General features: G+C 40.1%; 14 protein-coding genes. All 14 read left to right on the forward strand.

Annotated elements, in window-relative coordinates:
• Positions 1–23 precede the first annotated feature (23 nt).
• The 14 genes from WG954_RS10980 to WG954_RS11045 all read left to right on the forward strand — a co-directional run bounded on the left by WG954_RS10980 (position 24) and on the right by WG954_RS11045 (position 24,476).
• Positions 24–3,239 (forward strand): SusC/RagA family TonB-linked outer membrane protein, encoded by a 3,216-nt coding sequence (locus tag WG954_RS10980; protein ID WP_340436396.1) that lies wholly within the window; start codon positions 24–26, stop codon positions 3,237–3,239.
• A gap of 24 nt (positions 3,240–3,263) precedes the next feature.
• A complete protein-coding gene (locus WG954_RS10985; RefSeq protein ID WP_340436397.1) occupies positions 3,264–5,090 on the forward strand; it encodes a RagB/SusD family nutrient uptake outer membrane protein in 1,827 nt (608 codons plus the stop codon).
• Between the two features lie 27 nt (positions 5,091–5,117).
• Positions 5,118–6,047: a hypothetical protein gene (locus tag WG954_RS10990; protein WP_340436398.1), complete on the forward strand. Its 930-nt coding sequence runs from the start codon at positions 5,118–5,120 to the stop codon at positions 6,045–6,047.
• Between the two features lie 107 nt (positions 6,048–6,154).
• Positions 6,155–7,804 (forward strand): polysaccharide lyase, encoded by a 1,650-nt coding sequence (locus tag WG954_RS10995; RefSeq protein WP_340436400.1) that lies wholly within the window; start codon positions 6,155–6,157, stop codon positions 7,802–7,804.
• Positions 7,805–7,855: 51 nt separating this feature from the next.
• Positions 7,856–10,831 carry a DUF6298 domain-containing protein gene (locus tag WG954_RS11000; RefSeq protein WP_340436401.1) on the forward strand — a complete coding sequence of 992 codons (2,976 nt, stop codon included), beginning with the start codon at positions 7,856–7,858 and terminating at the stop codon, positions 10,829–10,831.
• Positions 10,832–11,086: 255 nt separating this feature from the next.
• Entirely contained in the window at positions 11,087–12,493 is a 1,407-nt protein-coding gene (locus WG954_RS11005) for a glycoside hydrolase family 140 protein (protein ID WP_340436402.1), read from the forward strand.
• A gap of 4 nt (positions 12,494–12,497) precedes the next feature.
• A complete protein-coding gene (locus WG954_RS11010; RefSeq protein WP_340436404.1) occupies positions 12,498–13,415 on the forward strand; it encodes a glycoside hydrolase family 43 protein in 918 nt (305 codons plus the stop codon).
• A 2-nt stretch (positions 13,416–13,417) separates the two neighbouring features.
• A complete protein-coding gene (locus tag WG954_RS11015; protein ID WP_340436406.1) occupies positions 13,418–15,262 on the forward strand; it encodes an exo-alpha-sialidase in 1,845 nt (614 codons plus the stop codon).
• A gap of 5 nt (positions 15,263–15,267) precedes the next feature.
• Positions 15,268–16,680, forward strand: a complete 1,413-nt coding sequence (locus WG954_RS11020) for an L-fucose/L-arabinose isomerase family protein (RefSeq protein WP_340436408.1) — start codon at positions 15,268–15,270, stop codon at positions 16,678–16,680.
• A 4-nt stretch (positions 16,681–16,684) separates the two neighbouring features.
• Entirely contained in the window at positions 16,685–17,527 is an 843-nt protein-coding gene (locus tag WG954_RS11025) for a transketolase (protein ID WP_340436410.1), read from the forward strand.
• Between the two features lie 24 nt (positions 17,528–17,551).
• Positions 17,552–18,517, forward strand: coding sequence for a transketolase family protein (locus tag WG954_RS11030; protein WP_340436412.1), 966 nt, complete (start codon positions 17,552–17,554; stop codon positions 18,515–18,517).
• A gap of 87 nt (positions 18,518–18,604) precedes the next feature.
• Positions 18,605–20,092, forward strand: coding sequence for an FGGY family carbohydrate kinase (locus WG954_RS11035; RefSeq protein WP_340436414.1), 1,488 nt, complete (start codon positions 18,605–18,607; stop codon positions 20,090–20,092).
• Positions 20,092–21,639: an MGH1-like glycoside hydrolase domain-containing protein gene (locus WG954_RS11040; protein ID WP_340436417.1), complete on the forward strand. Its 1,548-nt coding sequence runs from the start codon at positions 20,092–20,094 to the stop codon at positions 21,637–21,639. Before WG954_RS11035 ends, WG954_RS11040 begins: the two co-directional genes overlap by 1 nt.
• The gene (locus tag WG954_RS11045; protein WP_340436419.1) at positions 21,636–24,476 is read left to right on the forward strand and encodes a glycoside hydrolase family 2 protein; all 2,841 of its coding nucleotides are present in this window, start codon (positions 21,636–21,638) and stop codon (positions 24,474–24,476) included. Before WG954_RS11040 ends, WG954_RS11045 begins: the two co-directional genes overlap by 4 nt.
• Positions 24,477–24,478: the final 2 nt, after the last annotated feature.

The following is a 24,478-nucleotide window of genomic DNA, read 5'->3' on the forward strand; positions in this document are numbered from 1 at the left end:
CCAAAAGCAAAATGCCATATAACATGAAGTATTTGCGACAACCAAAACTGATGTTGCTGACTGTCTTTTCATTTCTGACAGTTGCCCTGTTTGCGCAGGAAGTTACCGTAAGCGGAACAGTAACAAATAAAGAAAACAATCAACCCTTAGAAGGTGTATCTGTGAGAGTGAAGAATTCTACTGCAGGTACAACTACAAACAGTCTTGGCCAGTTTACAATTAAAGCCCCGTCTTCAGAATCCATCCTTACGTTTTCATATGTAGGTTTTGGCATTTTTGAACGCAAAGCCGGAACGTCTGGTTCAATTACAATTGAACTCGAAAGAAAGGAAGACCGCATGGAAGAAGTGGTTGTTATTGGTTACGGAACCAAAAAAAGAGTAAATGTTCAAGGAGCTGTTTCTACAATTAAAGCAGCGGAAATAGAAGATATACCTGTTGCAAATTTGCCATCGGCTTTGGTTAACAGGGTACCTGGTGTTGGAGTGAATTTTAGTTCGGGCAAGCCTGGCTCTACAACAACGCTTAATCTCCGTAACTCAACAACTGCTCCTGCCAGTTTCCCTGGGGGAGCAGGTGGTGTAACCAGTCAACCTTTAATTGTTATTGATGGAATCATTTCCAACCCTGCGCAATGGTCTCAATCAAGTAATGCCGATTTCTTCGAGAACCTGGATGCAAGCCAGATCGAGGATATCACATTTCTGAAAGATGCGTCAGCAGCAATTTATGGTGCAGCGGGTGCTAAAGGTGTGGTGTTGATTACGACAAAAAGAGGTAAAGCAGGAAAACCTAAAATTTCTTATTCAGGCTATTTCGGCGTATCAACCCCAGCTACAAATCCCCAAACGCTTACGGCTTATGAGCATGCTAAATTTTTAAATGATGGATTTATCTTAACAGGTGCTCCGTTAAATCAGCGCTTTTCTCAGGCAGATCTGGATTCATTAAAAGGTCTTGAGGATAAATCGTGGTTCGATTATTTCTGGAAAAATGGTAAAGTGCAGAGACATACTATGACGGTTTCCGGCGGTACTGATAAGATTACATTTTTTGCAGGTGGAAGTTATTATAACGAGAAAGGTAACTATGGCACTGTTGCAACTAACAAATACAGTCTTCGTGCAGGAATGAATGCAAAGATCATTGACGGGCTTACTGCCGACGTTACATTTGCTACCGATTTTAACCGTGAACAAAGTAATAATCACTCAAGTGGAAGTTCCGAAACGGATGATCAAACTATACGCCCTTTATACTTAACTCCGAAATGGGTGCCGGTAATTTTAGGCGACAAATTAGTTGGATTTCAGGGTGCCAATAATACATCTCCTCAAAATCAGAATTGGAGTTTCTTAGGAGTGCATAGGTCTGGGTCTTACAGGGACAACAGATCTCAGGGGCTTGCGGTAAATGCCTCCTTAGAATACAAGCCAAAATTTTTAAAGGGTTTAACTGCAAGGGTACAATTTGGCCAAAATAACAGGAATGCACTCGCTAAAGGATATTTCGCATCTTATCAGGTAGCGAATCTTCAGCGAAGAGGTCAAAATAGTTTATTTTACTCCGATCAGTTGGTTGTTGGCGCAAATCCTACGGTGCGTATTGCCAACAACGACCAAATCCAGGAAGGAACTACCATCTCAAACAGCAATCAATTTTTTACAACACTTTCGTACGGTAAAAAAATCAAGGATCATGATTTTGATGTGATGGTTGGTTTTGACCAAAGTCAATCGGAAGGGCGTAACGTTCTTTTAAACAAAGTGACACAAATTGTTGCCGGAGTAGATGAGTTTTGGGCATTCAGCAATGATCCTACTGCGCTTGGCAGTATAAATGAAGTAGTAAGGCCTACTCAGGCTTTTATCACGGCAAAACGTTCTTATATCAGCCGTGCAAATTATTCTTTTCAAAACAAATATTTCTTTGAATTTGTAGGCCGTGCTGATGCATCGGTAAACTTTTTGCCCGACACCCGTTGGGGCTTCTTTCCTTCAATAGGATTGGGGTGGAAAATAAGTGATGAGAGTTTTTTCAGAAATATTGAGTTTATAAATAACCTCAAAATTAGAGCAACTTATGGATTAGTAGGTGAAGACAGGATTGGTGCCCGTTTATATGAATCACGTTTTTCACAAACTACAGGTATACTGTTTGGTAATACTGCGACAAGCGGACTTGATCCAAGTATTTATCCTAATCCGTTACTTACATGGGAGAAAGCAAGAACACTCAATGTGGGTTTTGATGCTGCTATTCTTAATAACAAAGTCACTATTACCGCAGAATTTTATCAGCGTTATACTTATGATGGTTATGATACTTATTCAGCCAGCGTATTTCCTCCAACTGCCGGCATACCTCCACCAGTTGTTAACTATTATAAACAATTAAGCTGGGGTTCTGAATTTGCAGTTGGTTACCGTACAAAATTTGGAAAAGATTGGGGCTTTAACCTGGATGCGAACTTTGGCTTTAGTAATAGCCAGTTAATGCAATCATTTTATAACGAAAGCCTTCTTGGACAGTTTGGTAACGATCAGTTAGGTATCTTGGTTGGCCGTGACCCACGCAGATACAACGGCAGTAACATTGGCTACATCGCAAAGGGTATTTTAAGAACACAGGCCGATGTTGATGCTATTCTTTCAAAGAATCCGAATTACCTTATTGGCGGAGTTAAGCCACAAGTTGGTTTTATGGATTTTGAAGACATTAACGGCGACGGTCAAATTACAGAAGCAGGGGATGCTACCTTGATGTTCGACAGAACTACACCAATTATCGGCTTCGGTATTACATTCGGATTTACATACAAAACTTTCAGGTTATCGACCAATATGAATCTTTCTATCGGTGGTAAACGTTTCTATGATTCCGACGCAAGACTTGCACCAACTACCGTGCGTAATGCACCTAAATTCTGGGCAGATCATTGGACACCGGAAAACCCAAATGGGAAATTCCCGAGAGCAGATGCGCCACTTGCAACTGCAAACTCAACTTTCTGGGCAGTAAGTGGTACACAAAGCCGGATAAATAACATGGTTTTGTCTTACCAGTTACCTAAAAACATTTCTGGCAAAATAGGTATACCTGACGTGAGAGTTATGCTTACAGGTACTAATCTTTGGAACATAATAAACCCATTAAAATATAAAGATCCGTATACATCCAACTTTGGTACTTATCCAACATTGAGAACAATTTCTCTTGGTATCAATGCAAGTTTATAAGTCGAAATTTCTAAAAAAAATATTATGCGATATATACATAATACAGGGAAAAAAATTGTTATCTCAGCTTTGGCTTTATTGACTTTCTTTTCTGCCTGTAAAAAAAATTCAGAATTTTTTGATATAAAAGACCCGCAAGGAATTGACTCCAGAATTTGGAGCGACGAAGGTGCTGTGGGGTTGTTTCTAAACAGAACATATGGTTTAGTGATGCCGCAATGGCCTACGGGCGGCATTCACGTTACTTCCGATGAATCGAACAACGCTACGACAACGTTTTTATATGGTACCCTGGTAGAAAACTCCGTTCAGGATATAGGAACAGGGAACACTATTACTACCAACCGCTATTTTGATATCCGGCGTTGTAATATTGCTATCGAAGGTCTTAACTCTACCAGTACTTTACCTGAAGCCACAAGGAAAACGTTAAAAGGCCAGTTTTTCTTTTTACGTGCGTTCGTTTACTTCAGGTTAGTTAGCTTGTATGGCGGTGTACCATTGGTGTTGAAATCACAAACACTTGAAGATGAACTAAACGTTCCCCGTGCTAAAACCAGTGAATGTATTGCTGCCATTGTAAAAGATCTTGATTCTGCGACAGCATATCTTCCAGCTGCTTGGGGCACAGCCGAAAAAGGAAGGATAACCAGGGCTGCTTCGTCAGCTATGAAAGGAAAGGTGTTGATGTATTGGGCAAGCCCGCAGTTTAACCCTACAAATATTGTATCACGTTGGGAAGATGCATACCAGGCAAATCTTGCGGCATATAACCAATGCATTGCAGACGGTATTTCGTTGTTTCCAACCTATGCAAATATTTTTACTGTAGAAGACAATGTTGAGGTGCTATTGGTAAGAAAGTACAGTGCGGCGAGAGACGTAGGCACCAACACGGAAGCAATAACAAGACCCGATTCTGAAACAGATGGCCCAAGCGGATCAAATCAACCCACATGGAACTTGGTACAAGCTTATGGAATGAGAGATGGTTTGCCAACTGGTCATGCTTCTTCAGGCTACAATAATATTATGTTCTGGCAAAACCGGGATCCCCGCTTTGAAGCTTCAATTGCATATAACGGTGGCGCCTGGGCTTTAAGTGGGAAAGCTACACGCAAACAATGGTCTCACACAGGTGTTCCTGATGAAGCTGCCGGAACAATTGTTACAGGCTTTTATCTGAAACGATTTACGAACCCAACATTAACTCCTGCTCAATCGGTTTACAATTCTAATAGCGGTGGTGGTAGCGGTATGGATTGGATAGAAATGCGTTTTGCTGAAGTTGTTTTAAATCTTGCAGAATGTGCTAACGAAACAAACAGGTTAGCAGAAGCAAAAGATAATGTACGCCGCATTCGCCAAAGGGCAGGAATCGTTGCCGGTTCGTTTGATTATGGATTAGACGTTGCTACTGACATAGTATCAATGAGAAACTTGATATTAAATGAACGCATGGTTGAATTTGCTTTGGAAGGGAAACGTCATATGGATCTGAGAAGAACCAGGAACTATGGACTTATTTCTGCTCGTCAATCATACAAGTTGTCAGCAAAACCTCCGTATTACCCAGGTACCACACGCTCGGGTGCGTTGCCAACCGATATTTTTCTGGATAAACCCGATGCGTTTGGAGTAAGACCAAGAGATACTGCGAATCTCAATAATCAATCAGTTTATACAACTATTTATGTAACGCCAGGCAATATCGCATCGCTGGAAGGTTCAAATTCAATTAGCATACCGGCGAAATATTATTTCTATGCATTGCCTAATTTCTTCAGTCAAAACTTTTTCCTTGAACAAACTTCAGGGTGGATAAACGGAACCTTTGACCCATTACAATAATTAACTACAATTAAATTGACCTTGTATATGAAAAAAATAATTTTTGGATCACTGGTGTTCGGGTTATTCCTTTCTGCCTGCGTAAAGAAAGTTGAACCCGTAGACTCTTTTGATGTTAAAGTTGAGTTTCGCAATACCGGAAGCAAGTTTGTTACTGGGGATGTTACACTTAATCCAAAAGACAGCATTTATTTCGATTTTACAATTACTTCTCCTAAGGATATGTCGTATATCGAAATTCAAAAAAATGGAACAAGGATAGATACATTCAGATTAAACAGTACCAATAACCGGTCTTTTTCTTTTGTAAAAGGATACCGGCTTGATAGTATTCCCGGCGATTATTCTTACCGAGTATTAGCAAGGGATGCACGGGCGGTTTTTATGGGCGATGGAGGGAAAATGTTTACAGTTACGATTGCACCCGATTTTCATTTCTGGAGTTACCGGATTTTACAGGTCCCTGATAGTACTGCTAAAACCAATAAAACTTACTATTCATCAAAAGACGGAAAAACTTACAGTTATACAGATGGTGCTGCTAATTCTGCTTCTATTGATTTTGGTTACTATTGGGATACAACAGGAAGAGGAACTACAAGCACTTCTGATGATTTAAAACATACGATCTATTCACTGAGTGCGGCACAACCACAATTGGCTTATTATGATATCTCCTCATGGACAAAAAATGTGACCTTGTTGAAGAAGATGCCTACGTCAGTAAATTTTGTAACGGGTTTAACTTCGGGAGGTGCAATTCAAACGTTGATTGGTGGTAATATGAATTCGGGTGCTTCATCCAAAGTAACTACGGTAAGTACAACCGCCGGCAGCAATGTCATTGGATTTAAAACAGCAGCAGGCAAGTTTGGTGCAATTTTAATTCGCTTTGTAAATGGTGATTCACCAAATAAGGAAACGCAAATGGAGATAGATGTTAAAGTACAGAAATAGTAATTTGTATAACACAAATATGAAAAGAGAAAGTGTTATCACTTTCTCTTTTCATTAGAACAAGATTAGGTGTAAGAAACCGTCTTAATAGTACATAAATCAGAATCATGAATTTCATTCGTAAAAGAATTTACACAGTAGCAGTTTGTTTAGCAGTAACAGGAAGTGTAGTTGCACAATATCCTGACATTCCAAAAGATGTTCAACAGGCATCTGATTCGTTGATGCGTGCTGCCAACAAACATTCCGATTCAGCATGGCAAGTGGCTTGGCCTATTATTCAGAAAGAAGCAAGAGAAGGAAGGCCATATATTCCATGGGCTTCACGTGTGGATGAATTGCCGCAATCAGATATCCTCGCATTTCCAGGCGCAGAAGGTGGTGGACGGTTCAGTTTTGGCGGACGTGGTGGTAAAGTGTATGTTGTTACGAATTTAAATGATGATGGTCCCGGTAGTTTACGTTGGGCTTGCGAACAAGGTGGTGCAAGAACAGTTGTGTTTAATGTAGCAGGTATCATACGATTAAAATCTCCGTTGATGATTCGTGCACCGTATATCACTATTGCAGGACAAACTGCTCCCGGTGATGGTGTATGTATTGCTGGTGAAAGTGTTTGGATCAATACGCATGATGTGATCATCCGCTACATGCGTTTCCGTCGTGGTGAAACATGGGTAGGAAGAAGAGATGATGCTATTGGTGGTAATCCCATTGGTAATATTATTATCGATCATGTAAGTGCAACATGGGGGCTTGACGAGAACATGAGTATGTATCGCCACATGTATAACGACAGCACTGGAAAAATTGAAGATAAATTCGGTACTGTAAATATCACCATTCAGAATTCAATTTTTGGTGAAGCACTTGATACATGGAATCATGCATTCGGTAGTACGCTTGGTGGTGAGAATTGTACGTTCATGCGCAATCTTTGGGCCAACAATGCAGGTCGTAATCCATCTGTAGGTTGGAACGGCATCTTCAATTTTGCGAACAATGTTATATTCAACTGGGTGCACAGAAGTATCGATGGTGGTGATTACCGTGCGCAGTATAATATCATCAATAATTATTTCAAACCAGGTCCTGCTACACCAAAAACAGCAATTGCTTATCGCATTCTGAAACCGGAAAGCGGACGAAGCAAACTGAAAGAAAAATATTATGGCCGTGCTTATGTAAATGGGAATATCGTTGAAGGCTATCCGGCAGTTACGAAAGATAACTGGAATGGAGGTGTACAAACAGAAGGCGAAAATGATAAAGTTGAATTTGATGCGAGTATGAAATGGCCTAAGCCTTTACCAATGGCGCCAATCACTATCCTATCTGCTGAAGAAGCAAAAAAATATGTATTGGCAAATGCAGGTGCAACATTGCCTAAGCGTGATGCTGTTGATGCAAGAATTGTGAAGCAAGTTGCAACAGGAAAAATTGAAGTTGCTCAGAATGTTAAGTTGCCTGAATCGCAATTCAAGCATCGTCGTATGCCAATTGATTCATACAAGATCGGAATCATTACTGATCCTTCACAGGTTGGTGGTTATCCTGAATATAAAGGAACTCCTTATGTAGATAGTGATAATGACGGTATTCCTGATGCCTATGAATTGAAGAATGGTTTAAATCCAAAAGATGCTGCTGATGCAGGTAAAATTGCAAAGAACGGTTACAGCAATATTGAGAATTACCTGAACAGTGTAGTGGATGTTAAGAACGTAAAACCAATCCCTTCCGTTGTAAAGAAATAAAGATTCGACAGTACATACTGTTTTTGTATCTTATAATCAGTTTTGAAAGGAATGAATAAAAGAACAGTATATCGTTATTTATTTTTAATAAGTCTTATTACAGGTCAACAGGCTTTACTTGCGCAAAAGCAGGTAAAGCCTGTTCCTCCTTTATATAGTGAGAAAGGAAAATTGGTGTACACCGCAGATGCGCAGGGAAATCGCATTCCTGATTTTTCTTACTGTGGTTACAAAGCATCTGAACAACCGATACCGAATGTTGATGTGAAAGTTGTGGTTCCTGTAAAACCAGGTGATGCAACCTTGCGTATTCAATCGGCATTGGATTATGTGGCTTCATTACCTGTTGATGCAAATGGTTTTCGTGGAGCAGTGTTACTACAAAAAGGAACGTATGAAGTGTTGGGTCAGTTACGTATTACTGCATCAGGTGTGGTATTGCGTGGTAGCGGCATCAATGCAACAAACATTGTTGGTGCAGGAACTGGAAGGTTAGCATTGATCAAGATCGTTGGAAAGAATACGATTTCAAAAGAACTAACCGGGTTGAAAATTACCGATCCGTATGTGCCGGTAAACGCTATGAGTTTTCTTGTTGATCAGATAGATATTAAAGATCATTCAAATAAAATTATTATCTGTCGTCCATCAACAGCCAACTGGATCAACTTATTGGGTGCCGATCATTTTGGTGGTGGTATTACAGCAATAGGATGGAAACCAGGAGAACGGGATCTGTTCTTTGATCGTACTATTACAAAGATCGAAGGCAATACTGTTTACATTGATGCGCCGATTACCACTTCACTCGATACAACGTATGGTGGAGCAACAATGTATTTTTATAACAATGATGGCCGTATTAATAATTGTGCTGTTGAAAACCTCAAACTGATTTCTACTTACGACAAAGCAAATCCGAAAGATGAAGATCATCGCTGGAATGCCATTAATATCGAAAACGCAGAAGATTGTTGGGTGAGGCAAATTGCCTTTCATCATTTTGCAGGAAGTGCAGTAAGCGTTTTGGAAACTTCAAAGCGTGTTACTGTTGAAGATTGTATTTCATTGGCACCGGTTTCTGAAATTGGTGGCCAACGTCGTTATACTTTTTTAACAACCGGCCAGCAAACTTTGTTTCAACGTTGTTATGCTGAGTATGGTTATCATGATTTTGCCGTTGGCTTTTGCGCACCCGGTCCAAATGCATTTGTACAATGCGAATCAGTTTTGCCTTATAGTTTCAGCGGAACAATTGACAGCTGGGCAAGCGGTGTTTTGTTTGATGTTGTGAATGTAGATGGTAATGCATTGCGTTTTGGTAACCGTTGGCAGGATGCTAATGGTGCAGGGTGGAGTGCGGCGAACAGTGTATTCTGGAATTGCAGTGCGGCACGCATCGATTGTTACAAACCACCAACTGCACAAAACTGGGCCTTAGGAAGCTGGAGCCAATTTGCTGGCGATGGTTATTGGAATGAGTCGAATAATACGATCACCCCAAGAAGTTTGTACTACGCACAGTTGGGTGAACGGCTGAATAAAAATATTGATCAACAGGCGCAGATCATGGAAGTGCCAACAGAAGCAAGCAGCAGTCCATCTGTTGAAGTTGCGCAGGCGCTTACAAAAGAAGCATCAAAGCCGAGATTACAATTAAAAGAATTTATTGCACAGGCATCAGTTCGCAATAAAATTCCTGTTGATGCAGGAAGCAATAAAACAATCGATCAGATCGGTATAAAGAAAATAGTTTCTCCAATACTTGCGCCTGCGTTACAAATCAAAAACGGCGTATTGGTAAGAGGCGATGAACTGATAACCGGGAAGCGTTCAAATGTGCAATGGTGGAGTGGTGGAGTACAGGGTAGAGATATTCAACAGTCCAAATGGCATATCACCCGTTTTGTTCCCGGTCGTACAGGTAAAGGTTTAACAGATGATTTGAACGAAGTGGTGAGTGAAATGAAAACTTCAAACACAATTGCTATTGAACATAACTATGGTTTATGGTACGACAGAAGAAGAGATGATCATCAACGTGTCCGCAGAATGGATGGCGAGGTATGGCCGCCGTTTTATGAATTGCCTTATGCACGAAGTGGAAAGGAAACAGCATGGGATGGGTTGAGTAAATATGATCTTACAAAATTCAATTTATTTTATTGGAGTAGGTTGAAACAGTTTGCTGATCTCGCTGATCAGAATGGATTGTTATTGGTACATCAGAATTATTTTCAGCACAACATTATTGAAGCAGGTGCACATTATGCCGATTTTCCATGGCGCACTGCAAACAATATCAACAACACAGGGTTTGTAGAACCTGTGAATTATGCTGGTGATAAACGCATTTTTTATGCAGAGCAGTTTTATGATATCTCCGATCCTGTTCGCAGAGAATTGCATAAAAAATATATCCGCCAATGCCTGAATAATTTCAAAGACAACAATGGAGTAATACAATTGATTGGCGAAGAGTTTACGGGTCCAACTCATTTTGTAAAATTCTGGTTGGATGTAATTCGTGAGTGGGAAAAAGAAACAGGCAAGCATCCCATCATTGGATTAAGTGTAACCAAAGATGTTCAGGATTCGATTTTAGCAATATCTGCTTATGCAGCAGTTGTTGATCTCATTGATATCCGTTACTGGCATTACCAGGCCGATGGCACAACATATGCGCCAAACGGTGGAGAGAATTTAGCACCACGTCAACATGCACGATTGTTGAAGCCGAAGAAAACAAGTTTTGAACAGGTATATCGTGCAGTGAAAGAATACCGGACAAAATACCCAACGAAAGCAGTTATGTATAGCGGCGATAATTATTCTGAGTTCGGTATAGCGGCATTCATGGCAGGTGGCAGTTTGCCGGTGTTGCCTGAAAATATTGATGCAGCAATTTTAAAAGCTGCTGTTGGAATGAAACCTGTTACATCGGCCAATGCGAATGAGTATGTATTGAGCGATGGTAAGAACACTATTATTTATAACACAGTTACAAGAAAACTCGAAAGACGATAAATGCTTCCTTAGTGGAGAGGCGATATGATTCCATGGTGTGATTAGCGGCAGTGATGGAATAAATTACTGACTTGATGGAAATATTTCTTCTAAACTGGCTTTTTCGCTATGTAAAGCTACCTTTAAGAGTTGCCGGTTACAGTGCTGTAATGGTTGTTTCAAGAGCTGTATGAAAATGTAGAGGCCCGTTCCGGTTTTAAAGGATTCCTGATTTTTTTATGCTGATTTTTCAAGTCAGACAGATTTTATTTAAAGATGAAGACTCTCTTACAACGATATGCTTGGGCTCCACGAATGGTAATTCTTACCATTATCAATTTCTTATTTTGTATTCAGGCTCAGGCACAAGTACAGCAATTAAAAGTTTCCGCCAATAAACGTTTCTTTCAAACAATAGATGGTAAACCTTTTTTCTGGATCGGAGATACAGGCTGGCTACTGTTTGTAAAGTGCAGTCGTGAAGATGCCATCCATTATCTCGAAACAAGAAAACAGCAAGGCTTTAATGTCGTACAGGTAATGGTGCTGCATGACATGAACAATACAAAGAATGTATACGGTGATTATGCGTTGATCAATGAAGATGCATCGAAGCCTAATGTTACACGAGGAAATAATTTTGCGGATACAACAGCTTACGATTATTGGGATCATGTTGATTTTATAGTGAGTGAAGCTGCGAAGCGAGGCATTTATATGGCAATGGTTCCTGTGTGGGGCAGTAATGTAAAAGGCGGAAAAGTAAATGCACAACAAGGAGACGCTTATGCAAAATTCTTATCCAATCGTTATAAAAACAAAACAAACATCATCTGGCTCAATGGTGGTGATGTAAAGGGAACAGAAGGAATGGATGTTTGGAAAGTGATTGGTCCAACCTTAAAAAAATTAGATCCAAAACATTTACTCACTTATCATCCACGTGGCAGAACATCTTCAAGTGATTGGTTTCATAACGAAGCATGGTTAGATTTCAATATGTTTCAAAGTGGACATAAAGATTACGCACAGGATACCAGTAGTAACGAGACCAATCATTATGGGGAAGACAACTGGAAGTTCGTTGATATAGATTATAAATTGAAACCGGTGAAGCCAACATTGGATGGTGAGCCTTCTTATGAAAATATTCCACATGGTTTGCACGATAGTTTGCAACCACGCTGGACAGATGCAGACTTGCGTCGTTATGCATACTGGAGTGTGTTTGCCGGTGGTGCAGGTTTTACCTATGGCGAAAATGCAACCATGCAATTCAATAAAATGGGCGACTGGACAGCTAATTATGGTGTAACCATGAACTGGAAGCAGGCATTGTTATCACCTGGTGCAACACAAATGGTTCATTTGAAAAAACTCATGTTGAGTAAATCGTATTTCGATCGGGTGCCTGCACAGGAATTAGTTGTTGATAGTGGCGAACGTTACAACCGTGTTGCTGCAACGAAAGGAACAAACTATGCGATGTTCTATGTTTATAATGGAAGAGATTTTAAAATAGATGCATCGAATCTGAAGTTTGTGGCGACAAAAGCAATCTGGTTTAATCCGTCTACAGGTAAGCAGCAGCCGGTTCAAGGGTATAAAAAAGGCACAACAAATTTTGATCCTCCCGGTGAACAGAAAGATGGTAACGATTGGATATTGATTTTGGAAAAATAGAAGTATGCGTTTAAAAGTATTCATCATTTATTGTTCAATACTCATTCTGCTTGTTTCCTGTTCAAGCAAGGCCTATCTGTTCACATCCTTTCATGAACCTGCCGACGCAGGTTTACGGATGTTGTACAGTTATGATGGAAAAAACTGGACGGATCTTGATACAGTTCTTTTACAACCGAAAGTGGGTAATCAGAAAGTGATGCGTGACCCAAGCATGCTGCAGGGGCCGGATGGTGTATTTCATTTGGTGTGGACGAGCAGCTGGCGTGGCGATCCTGGTTTTGGTTATGCTTCATCGAAAGATCTGTTGCATTGGAGCGATCAGCAATTCATCAACGTGATGAAGAACGAGCCAACAACGGTGAATGTATGGGCGCCTGAATTATTTTATGATGATGAAGCAAGGCAATACATTATCATCTGGGCCAGCTGTATTCCAGGAAGATTTGAACAAGGCATTGAAGAAGATAGTAACAATCACCGCATGTATGTAACTACAACGCCTGATTTTAAAACGTTTAGTGATACAAAACTATTTATCGATCCAAAGTTCAGCGTTATTGATGCTGTGATCGTGAAACGAAAGAAAGATGATTATGTGCTGGTGCTGAAAGATAATACAAGACCTGAGCGGAATCTTAAAGTGGCATTCGGCACTTCAGCGCTTGGTCCATGGAAAAATATTTCAAAACCATTTTCCGACAATTTCACCGAAGGTCCATCGGTGGTAAAGTTGAAAGATGAGTGGCTGATCTATTTCGATTCGTACCGAAAGAAAATTTATGAAGCGGTTGCAACGAAAGACTTTGTAAAGTTTGAAAATGTAACGACGAAAGTAAAAGTACCGGAAGGGCATAAGCATGGAACGATTGTACCGGTGAAGAAGAGAGTGATAAAAAAGTTACTAAAGAATAAGCAGTGAACATGAAATTGATTGTAAAGAACATTTTGGTTAGTAGTGTTATTTTCTTCACTCCTTTAGGGGATGGGGACTTGCTTGCGCAAGATACCGTTCGCTATACTGGTACAACTTTGTCTAACGTCGATTATCATCACGGGCAATTATCGCCTGTAGTAGGTGTGCATAATATTCAAACGATGAGAGCCAACCGTGCAGATACAGCAGCCACTTCATGGACATATAATCATGCACCTATGCTGGCTTACTGGAATAACACTTTCTATTTGGAATATCTAAGCGATCCTGTTGGCGAACATATCCCTCCGGGTCAAACATTATTGCAAACATCAAAAGATGGTTACAACTGGACTTATCCTGTAGTAATTTTTCCTCCATATAAAATACCGGATGGTTTTGTAAAAGAAGGCAAGACGGATACTGCAAAGAATAGCTATGCTGTGATGCATCAACGCTTTGGTTTTTACACATCTAAGTCAAAACGATTATTTGCATTGGCGTTTTATGGAATTGCATTGGGACAAAAAGATGATCCCAATGATGGCAATGGAATTGGTCGTGTGATCAGGGAAATAAAGGCAGATGGTTCATTCGGGCCGATCTATTTTTTACGATATAATCATTCCTTCAACGAAAAGAATACAAATTATCCGTTTTATAAATCATCAAAAGACATGGGCTTTGTTGCAGCATGTGATGAAATTCTGAACACGCCTTTGCTGATGATGCAGACGGTAGAGGAAGGCGACCGTAACGATCCTTTGATTCCTTTGCAGAAAGATTTCAAGGCGTTCAATTATTATCATTTGCCAAATGGAAATGTAGTAGGACTCTGGAAGTCGGCATTAACAAGCATTTCGAAAGACGAAGGAAAAACCTGGCAATACAATCCAACAAGAGCACCGGGTTTTGTAAACTCCAATGCGAAAATATGGGGACAGCGTACCAGCGATGGGAAATATGCAACAGTTTACAACCCTTCTGAATTTCGCTGGCCTTTGGCCGTTAGTGTGAGTGATGACGGCTTGAAGTATGAGAATCTTCTGTTGGTAAATGGCGAGATCACTTACATGCGTTACGGAGGTGCATACAAGAGTTACGGTCCGCAGTATGTACGTGGTATTCAGGAAATGGATGGAAAACCTGCCGATAACAATATGTGGGTGACTTATAGCATGAACAAAGAAGATATGTGGGTGAGTCGTGTTCCTGTTCCTGTAAAAAACAAAGTAGCAGCACATGTAAATGATGTATTCAACAACATGACTGAAGGCAAAGAACTGAATGAATGGAATATTTATAGCCCACTTTGGTGCAGGGTGAATGTAGAAACTATCAACAATCAGAAAGTAATTGCCTTGCACGACAGCGATCCGTTCGATTATGCAAAACTTGAACGCATTTTTCCTGAATCGAAGAACCTGGTAGTTGAATTTTCGGTAACAGCACAACAATCCAACACTGGGAATTTAGAAATTGAATTGCTTGATAAAAAAGGAACTGCTACTCTTCGCTTAATGCTTGATTCAACAGGCAGTATTTTAACCAAGCAGGGTTATCGTAATAAGAGTCTGGGTAAATACACTGCAGGCGAGCAACTCAACATCAAAATTGACTTAAATACAACAACACGTTTCTATACTGTCACGATCAATAATGGTAAACCTAATCTGAATCTCTTTTTCCAACCGGTTGAATCAGTAGAACGTTTGTTGTTCAGAACAGGTGCGGTACGTCGTTTCCCAAATGCTGATACACCAACAGACCAGGATTATGATCTGCCGGGTGCAAACGGAAAAGATAAAGAAGCGCTTTATCAAATTCATTACTTAAAAACAAAATCACTCTAAATATTATGTCACTAAAAACAAACACTACACTCGGCATTATCATTGGGAACCGTGATTTCTTCCCGGATAAATTGGTAGCCGAAGCAAGAACAGAAATACTTGACCTGTTTAAGCTACTAAACATCACGCCCGTTTTGTTAAGCGATGCTGATTCAAAACTTGGTGGCGTAGAAACATTTGCGGAAGCACAAAAATGTGCAGCCTTATTTAAAAAGCATGCTGATGATATTGATGGCATTCTGGTAGTGTTGCCAAACTTCGGCGACGAAAAAGGTGTGGCGGAAACGATCAAGCTGTCAGGATTGAATGTGCCGGTATTAATACAAGGCTATCCTGATGATCTTGGAAAAATGGATGTAGTAAATCGTCGTGATGCATGGTGCGGAAAGATTTCTGTGTGCAATAACTTATACCAGTATGGGATAAAATATTCGCTTACAACAAAACATGTGGTAAGTCCCAAAGACGATTCGTTTATCACTGATCTGAAAAACTTCACTGCTACATGCCGTGTGGTAAATGGTTTGCGCAAAGTTCGCATTGGTGCAGTAGGTGCAAGACCTACCGCATTTAATACGGTTCGTTACAGCGAAAAATTATTGCAGCGCAATGGTATTTCAGTTACAACTGTTGATCTCTCTGAAATTTTAGGCAATGCCAATAAATTAACGGCTGATGATAAATCAGTAAAAGAAAAGCTGGAGAAAATTCATGCTTACACCAACACAGGGTTAACGCCACCTGATAAATTAGTACAGATCGCAAAGCTTGATGTGGTACTTGCAGATTTTATGGAAGAGAACAGCCTGGATGCTACTGCTATTCAGTGCTGGACATCTATTCAGAAAAACTACGGTTGTAATGTGTGTACCAGTATGAGTATGATGAGTGAAAACATGTTGCCTTCTGCCTGCGAGGTGGATGTAACAGGAACACTCAGCATGTACGCCATGCAATTAGCAAGCGGTTCGCCATCTGCATTGGTTGACTGGAATAACAACTATGCTGATGATGATACCAAATGTGTGTTGTTCCATTGCGGTAACTGGGCTAAGTCATTTTTGCCCGACATCAGCATCAGCACGGCACCCATCTTAGGTACAAGTGTTGGTACTGAAAATACGTATGGCGCATTGGATGGCCGCACACCGGCAATGCCATTAACCTATGGTCGCATAAGTACAGATGATTGCAAAGGCGTCATCAAGGCTTATGTTGGGGAAGGGGAATTAACAAACGATGCACTTAATACATTCGGTAATCGTGCCGTTGCCCAGATCAACAACCTGCAAGAGTTAATGAACTATGTATGCCGCAATGGTTTCGAACATCATGTGGTGATGAATGCCAGCAAAACTGCAGGCATCTTAAAAGAATCGTTTGAAAATTATTTGGGTTGGGAAACTTATGTGCATTAATTGAATGAATAACAGAATGACAACAGAAGAATTAAAAATTAAATCCATCAACTACAGGAAAAAAATTCTGAAGTATATCGTTGGTGCCAATGCCGGCCATACCGGCGGCAGTTTATCCTGCACGGATATTTTGAATGTGTTGTACAATCATGTGTTGAATGTGTCGCCACAAAACTTTTCTTCGCCCGATCGTGACCGTTATGTACAAAGTAAAGGTCATTGTGTGGAAGCATTGTTTGTTGTGTTGGCTGACCAGGGTTTCTTTCCTGAGGAAGATCTGAACACCCTGTGTAAATATAAATCACATTATATCGGTCATCCAACCAAAAAAGTAAAAGGTGTTGAACAGAACACCGGTGCGTTGGGTCATGGTTTGCCGATTTGTGTGGGAACAGCCATTGCAGCAAAATTGGATAATAAAGATTTTCGTGTATTCACGTTGATGGGCGATGGTGAATTACCCGAGGGTAGCAACTGGGAAGCTGCATTAAGTGCATCGCATTACAAGCTTGATAATTTATGTGCCATTGTAGATAAAAACAGTTTGCAGATCACTGCAGCAACAGCTGATGTGATGAATACTGATCCGCTGGATAAAAAATGGGAAGCATTTGGATGGTCAGTAAAAATCGTGAACGGCAATGATATTGACGAACTGAAAGCTGTGTTTGATTCATTGCCTTTTGAAAAAGGAAAGCCATCCGTAATTATTGCGAACACCACCAAAGGGAAAGGGGTAAGCTTTATGGAGAATGAATTGAAGTGGCACCATGGCGTACCTAACAAAGAACAATACGAACAGGCAATGAACGAATTAGATAAAAGTCTTGCAGAAGTCACAGCTTAATAAAAAGCGAAAGAAAAATAGAATATGGCTGAACAAATCATTATACCGGCAGGAGGAGATAAACCAAACCAGGATGTTTTTTCTGAAACCTTGCAACGACTGGCTGCAACAGATAAGAACATCATTGCAGTAACAAGTGATTCAAGAGGTTCAGGTAAACTCGTGCCGTTTGGAAAAAGTTTTCCAAAGCAAATTGTAGAAGTAGGTATTGCTGAACAAAACCTGGTAGGTGTAGCAGCCGGGCTTGCATCATGCGATAAAAAAGTATTTGCCGTATCACCTGCTTGTTTCTTAACAGCACGTGCATTGGAGCAGATCAAGAATGATATCTGCTACAGTGATAACCCTGCAACAGTAGTTGGGATCAGCGCAGGAGTAAGTTATGGCGCATTGGGAAGCACACATCATAGCCTTCACGATTTTGCAGTATTACGTGCCATCAACAATATCATCATTGTTGCACCTGCCGATAATTTCGAAACACAGAAAGCTACTGAGTTGGCGGCAGAAAGCAAACATCCTGTTTACCTGCGTTTCGGCAAACGTGTAATGCCATCATTGAAAGAAGATAACAGCGATGGTTTTGTTTTTGGTAAAGGTCGTGTAATAACAGAAGGAACCGATGTAGCCATCATTGCCAATGGTGAAACCGTTTACCCTGCTGTAAAAGCAGCGGGCAAATTAAAAGCAAATGGAATTGCAGCAACTGTAGTAAGCATGCATACCATCAAACCATTAGATACAGAGTTGTTATCGAAACTGGCTGACACATGCAATGCAATTGTTACAGTAGAAGAACATAGTGTATATGGTGGATTAGGTGAAGCCTGTGCTTCGTACATGTTGCAGAAAGGATATGCAAAACCATTTAAGATCATGGGCATACCGGATGAGTACACAGTTACAGGTCCGCAGTTGGATATATTTAAACATTACGGAATAAGTGAAGATGGAATTGCTGATGAAGTAACGAACTTGTTGAAAGTTTAACCACAGAGAACACAAAGGCACAGAGTTTCTTTTTGATATCAGTGAAAAAAACTGTGGGATCTCCGTGTTAAAATGTCGAACAAAGAGATGAGTAGTCAGAAATTTATATTGGCAGTTGATCAGGGCACAAGCTCTACCAAATCATTGGTATTTGATGGGAAAGGGCAGGCTATTGCCAAAGGCTCAGAGAATTTGTATACACATTATTCAGACAATGGCTTTGTAGAACAGGAACCCGAAGTGATCTATCAGAATGTATTGGCATCTGTAAAAAAATGTTTGGATCAGTTTGCAGAAAAAGGATTTGATCAAAATGAGATAGCTGCTGTTGGAATCTCTAATCAACGGGAAACATTTGTTATATGGGATAAGAACGGAAAGCCGTTGCACCATGCTGTGGTCTGGCAATGCAAACGCTCTGTTCAGATCTGCGAAGAGTTAAAACAAAGCGGGCTATCAAAATCTGTCAATGAGAAAACAGGATTGGTGATCGATCCTTATTTCTCTGCTACAAAACTGATATGGCTGTTTCAAAATAATACTGCTGTTAGAGAAGCCATTCAAAAAGGTGAAGCTTATTTTGGTACGATTGATACATGGTTGCTGTATAAATTAACCAATGGACAATCTTATGCCACAGATTATACCAACGCTTCCCGTACATTATTATTTAATCTGCACAGTTTGCAATGGGATGCAGAGTTGATAAATAAATTTGGTCTGACAGGTATTCATCTGCCCGAAATAAAATCATCGTCTGCATTATTTGCTGAAACGGATCTTGCCGGGCTATTGGAGAAAAATATTCCAGTTACTGCAATGATCGGCGATTCACATGCAGCAGCATTTGGTGAAGGCTGTTTTGAAAAAGGAACCGCTAAAGCAACACTGGGAACAGGTTGCAGTATTTTAATGAATATCGGCGACAAACCTGTGCAATCGAATAATGGAATGGTTACGACTGTTTGCTGGAGCGCAAATGGCAGAATTGATTATGCCTTCGAAGGTGTAATTGTCAGCTGTGGTGCTACCATAGAATGGCTGAAAAATGAAATGAATTTATTTACTGATAGCAAAGAGACGGAGGCAATGGCAACTTCGGTTGCTGATAATGGCGGCGTTTATTTGATACCCGCTTTCAGTGGATTAGGTTCGCCTCATTGGGATATGGAACGCAGGGCATCTCTTACAGGCATTAGCTTTGGCACAACAAAGAATCATATCGTGAGAGCTGCGCTCGAATCAATTCCTTACCAGATCAAGGATGTAATTGTTGCAATGGAAAAAGATGCAGGCGTTTCATTACAGGAACTGAATGCTGATGGCGGTATTACTTCCAATACTTTTGTTATTCAGTTTTTAACTGATCTGTTAAACAAAAATGTTGCAACTATTGGAATGCCGGATGTGTCTGCATTGGGAGCAGCATACCTCGCAGGCTTGCAAACAGGTGTTTATAAAAGTATTGAAGCGCTGAAAAAATTAAATGCAAACAAAAAGAATAATCTGCCACAAGCTGATCTTTCAAATGTAAATAAAGGCTATGCAGGTTGGCAAAATGAAATAAACAACTAATGAAGAAGGCCATAAAATATATTGTAGTTCTCTGTGTTCTTTGTGCCTCTTTGGTTCAGCCTTCATTTGCACAACTGAAACCACTTGTATTAAAACAGGATCAGTTCAAACATTATGTTGATTATTTCAACAAAATGGAAGAACCGAATATTGAACAAGCCATTCCCAACGCAAAAAGCTGGGAGTGGATGAAAAAAAATATCCCATTGTTTGAATGTCCGCAGCAGAATTTTGAAGAGATCTTTTACTATCGATGGTGGACATTACGCAAACACATTAAGAAAACAGAAAAGGGATTTGTGTTTACGGAGTTTTTGATCCAACGTAGTTATGCCGATAAATACAATCTCATCTCCAGCGGACTTGGTCATCATATTTACGAATCAAGATGGCTGCACGATAAAACCTACATGGATAACAACCTGCATGTATGGTATCGGGCAAATGATGGAAAGCCGTTGAAGCGTTTGCGTTTTTACAGCAGTTGGAATATTGATGCGATCTATAATCGCTATCTCGTAAATGCTGATAAACAGTTTTTGCTGAATATGCTTCCCGATCTGAAAGAAGATTATGCAGCATGGGAGCAGGAAAAGAAAGCGGCGAATGGTTTGTTCTGGCAGTTTGATGTACGTGATGCCATGGAAGAAACGATCAGTGGTGGAAGAACAGAAAAGAATCCACGACCATCTATTAATGGATATATGTTTGGTAATGCAAAAGCATTATCTGCAATTGCACAATTAAGCGGCGATCAAACAAACGCACAGGTTTATAATCGTAAAGCTGATTCTATCAAACAGCTTACCCAACAATTGCTCTGGCATCCGCAGCATCAGTTTTTTGAAGTGAAGAAAGAGAAAGGAGATACTCTGTCGAATGTGAAAGAAGAGATCGGTTTTATTCCATGGTATTTCAATATGCCTGATAATACGTACAACGTTGCATGGAGAAGTTTGATGGATACAAAAACTTTCTGTGCACCTTTCGGTATTACAACTGCCGATCGCAGTCATCCGGAGTTCCGTACACACGGTTGTTGCAAGTGCGAATGGGATGGTGCAGTGTGGCCTTTTGCAACAGCACAAACATTAACAGGCATGGCCAACCTGTTGAATAATTACAAACAGGACTATGTGGCCGATAGTAACTACTTCAGCTTGTTGAATACTTATGTTGAATCGCAATACTATCGTGGCCGTCCATACATTGGTGAATATCTTGATGAGAAAACCGGTTATTGGTTAAAGGGTGACGAAGAGCGTAGCCGTTATTACAATCATTCCACATTCAATGATCTCATCATCAGCGGGCTGGTTGGTCTTCGCCCAAGAGCTGATAATACGATTGAAGTAAATCCATTGCTGCCCGATAACAAATGGAATTGGTTTTGCCTTGACAATGTGTTGTATCACGGCAAGATCGTTACCATTATTTGGGATAAGGATGGAACAAAATATAAAAAAGGAACAGGATTGAGTGTGTGGGTGAATGGAAAGAAAGTGGCTTCATCATTGAAGCTGGAAAAAATTACAGGAAAATTATGATTGGTTTATTTGCCACAAAGACACAAAGACAGAAAGCAGCACAAAGAAAGTCCTTTGTGCATCTCTGTGTTCTTTGTGTCTTAGTGGTTCTCTTCGTTCCATTGTTTTCTTTTTCACAGGCAACAGAAAAAGTCTATCTCTCCGGAACAGGTAGTGATCAAACTGTACAATGGGATTTCTTCTGCACCGGTGGTATGAATGCCAATAAGTGGACAAAGATTGCCGTGCCAAGCTGCTGGGAATTGCAGGGTTTTGGTAAATACGATTATGGTTTTGCAAAAGACAGTGTACGTGGAAAAGAAAAGGGTTTGTACAAACATCGTTTCAATGCGCCTGCTAACTGGAAAGGTAAAGTCATCAACATCGTATTTGAAGGTGTGATGACCGATGCAGAAGTAAAAGTAAACGGTAAATCTGCAGGTGAGGTACATCAAGGTGCTTTCTATGCATTCAAGTATGATATTTCAAAACTGCTCAATTATGGAAAAGAAAATCTGTTGGAAGTAACTGTCGCCAAACATTCTTCCAATCAATCAGTGAATGAAGCAGAACGTAAAGCAGACTTCTGGATTTTCGGTGGCATCTTTCGTCCGGTGTGGTTGGAGGTGTTACCTGCTGTGCATATTGAGAAGGTTGCTATTGACGCAAAAGCAAATGGAATGTTTCATGCAAGCCTGAATGTAAATAGTGATGATGTTTTATTTAAGCTTGCAGTATCTATTTTTAATGGACAGGGACAATTAGTCAGTAAATCAATTATTAATAATCCAACAATTGACAATTGGAAATTATGGAAGATCAATTTAAAAATTGCTAATCCACAATTATGGAGTCCTGAAAAACCGAATTTGTATAAAGCTGTTTTTACAACCTATCATAGGGATTTGTCAATTCATACTGTTTCACAAAAATTTGGTTTCCGCACCGTAGAAGTAAAACAGCGTGATGGTATTTATGTAAACGGTGTGAAGGTGAAAATGAAAGGCGTGAACCGTCATGCATTTCGTCCAGAAACAGGAAGAACTATCAGCAAACAGATCAGTATTGAAGATGTGTTGCTGATAAAAGAAATGAACATGAATGCCGTGCGGATGAGTCATTATCCACCTGATGATCATTTCTTGGATGTGTGTGATTCACTTGGTTTGTTTGTGATGGATGAACTGGCTGGCTGGCATGGTAATTACGATTTAAAAACAGGGACGAAGCTGTTGAAAGAAATGATTGACCATGATGTCAATCATCCTTCGGTGATAATGTGGAGTAATGGAAATGAAGGCGGGCATAATTTGGAACTGGATAAATATTTCAAAATACTGGATTTACAAAAAAGACCCGTTGTACATCCCTGGCAATTATTTAATGGTGTGGAAACACAACATTACCGTGAATATAATTATGGTATTGGCAATTACGAATACGGAAGGGAAATTGTAATGCCCACTGAATTTTTGCACGGCTGGTTTGATGGCGGCCATGGTGCAGGGCTGGAAGATTACTGGGAAAAAATGTGGCGTAATCCATTAAGTGCAGGTGGCTTTTTATGGGACTTAGCAGATAATGCAGTTGTGCGTAAAGATTTAAACGATTCACTCGATACAGATAAGCATAGGGCAGCGGATGGCATCGTTGGCCCACATCACGAAAAAGAAGGAAGTTATTTTACTATTAAAGAAATTTGGAGCCCGGTACATTTTGAACGAAAAGAAATTACCGATGCATTTGATGGAAAATTCAATATTGAAAACAGGTATAGTTATACCAATATCAACACCTGCAGTTTTAGCTGGAAGCTAAAACGGTTTGGGGTTACCAGTGTGCAGGACAAAAGCGGCACTGCTGTTGCGCCAAACATTGCACCATCAGCCAAAGGTGTATTGCAAATTGACCTGCCTTTAAACTGGGAAAATTATGATGTGCTTTACATTACTGTAAAAGATAAATTCCAGAGAGAATTGTTTACATGGAGCTTTGCACTTAGCACGCCGATGGACGTTTGCGAAAGAATAATTGCAAAAAATGGTGATGCAGTAATCAATGTACCGGTTACTGATACTAGTATGATTTTGGTGAATGTGAAAGATGTGTCTTTAATGTTTAACGAATCAAATGGAATACTCACCTCTGTTAGAAATAAAAATGGAATTATTCCATTTAACAACGGCCCGATAGTTCAGGAAGGAGAAAACAATTTTAAAGGATTAAAGAAATATAATGACGGCGATAAATTTATCATCGAATCTACTTACGATAAAAAAGAAAGTTACAACACGCTCAAGTGGACGATCTATCCTTCGGGTTGGGTGCAGTTGCAGGTGAATTATTTTCCTGCTGCTTACTTCACCAATTTTGCAGGTATTAATTTTTCTTTTCCTGAAAAAGAAATTCAATCGGTAACGTATATGGGCGATGGTCCTTACCGTGTCTGGAAAAACCGTTTGAAAGGAAATCAATTCGGAGTGTGGAGCAAAACTTACAACAATACCGAAACAGGTGAAGCACCATGGATCTATCCGGAGTTCAAAGGTTATCATTCTAATTTTTACGAAGGTTACTTCTTCACAAAGTCAAATCGTTTTACTGTTGTAACAGAAAATGAAGGGTTATTCCTTCGACTCTTTACACCTGCATGGAAAACTGACCAGTGGCATAATTATGAACCGCTGTTCCCATCAGGTGATATTTCATTCATGCAGGGCATCAGCAGCATCGGCAGTAAAACACAAAGTAACGAAACGACAGGGCCCATGGGTAGTAAGAATATTTTTTACGATTACGAAAAAGATCCGTCGAGGGCTTTGCACATCAACTTATACTTTAACTTCTCAGCACAATAACA

Origin of the sequence: Lacibacter sp. H375, assembly GCF_037892425.1 — a bacterium.
GTDB lineage: Bacteria > Bacteroidota > Bacteroidia > Chitinophagales > Chitinophagaceae > Lacibacter.